Here is a 1,256-nt window from a genome sequence, read left to right as displayed (position 1 = left end):
CCGTCCTGATATGGGTTGACACTTTTTAACTAAAACGCTCGATGTACTTCATCGGGCGTTTTGTATTTTAAAGCCGTATGAGGCCTCATTTGATTATAGATATCTACGGACTCTGCTACCATCGTCCTTGCTTCTTTCAGATCTTTCGGTTTCTTCAGCAAGAGCTCCATTTTGAGTATCCCATTTACACGCTCAGCTAAAGCATTCTGATAACAGTCATACCCGTCAGTCATTGAGCAAGTCACTCTATGTTTCTTATGGATATCTTGATATTCCTTCGAACAGTATTGTGAGCCTCTATCTGAGTGGTGTATTAGCTTTTCTTCACTCTGCCGTTGCCTGAGAGCTGAGATAAATGCCCGCTTAACTGATTGAGTTTTCATGTTGTCATCCACATAAAAACCAACAATCTTCCTTGAATAAGCGTCTGTAACCAAGCTGAGATAACTCTCTCCATTTTGAGTTGGCAAGTAAGTAATATCAGCAACCCACAGTTGTTCTGGCTTCGTTGGTGTCAGCCCATCTTTCACTTTGTTTGGGTGACAGAAAAATCGATGACGGCTGTCAGTCGTTCGGTGATAGGCTCGTCTTGCTCTCACTAACAGCCGATGTTTTCTGAGAAGTTCAAAGAGCTTATCGCGACCTATTTGAATGCCCTTTGTTGCTGCTAAGAACTTCAGTTTACGCGTGCCAATGCGTGGCTGCTTCAGCCTGACTTCACGGACAAAGCCAATGACAGCATGCTCATGATGTTCACAACGAGATTGAGTTTGGCATTGCTTATAATAAGCTTGGCGAGAGATTTGTACTAACTGACAAAACTTCGTAACGCTCAAACCTACTATGGTTTTCTCTTGGACAACGCTTCTTTGTGCTTTTTTGTCACTCTAACACCATAGTCACGTTCCATAACGTTCACGACAGCTTCAAAGAAGTCGGCTTTGAGTTGAGCATCTTCGAGCTGCTTCTCAAGCTCTTTAATACGTTGCTCTGGTGTAGGAGGTGAATTGAACTCGGCCATAGAGTCTCCTTTGGACATAAAGTTAGGTGTCCCTTTAGACCAATCTAGTCGACCATGCTTACGAAGCCAAACCAAAACCGTAGAGCAACCTTGGATGCCATACTTCTCTTGGGCTTGTTTGTAAGTGAGGCTTCCTTTTTCAACCTCATCAACTACAGTGAGTTTAAAAGCGAGGGAGTAATCGCGCTGAGTTCTTTTAGTTGTTGATTTCATAACACTCTCCAATTTTGGGGGT

The 1,256-nt window shown here is 43.2% G+C and carries 1 protein-coding gene; it reads right to left on the bottom strand.

All coding sequences use genetic code 11. The annotated features are described in order from the left end of the window. Positions 1-29: 29 nt before the first annotated feature. Positions 30-1,234, bottom strand: a protein-coding gene (locus R7035_RS25485) for an IS3 family transposase (protein WP_151514398.1) whose coding sequence is annotated in 2 segments (ribosomal slippage) — positions 30-883 and positions 883-1,234 — 1,206 coding nt in all. Because the reading frame shifts where the segments join, the coding sequence is not laid out codon by codon here. Between the last annotated feature and the right edge of the window lie 22 nt (positions 1,235-1,256).

The sequence above is a fragment of the Vibrio sp. 1731 genome (assembly GCF_033339955.1).
Classification (GTDB): Bacteria; Pseudomonadota; Gammaproteobacteria; order Enterobacterales; family Vibrionaceae; genus Vibrio; species Vibrio alginolyticus.
This window is presented reverse-complemented; position numbering and strand designations above follow the sequence as displayed.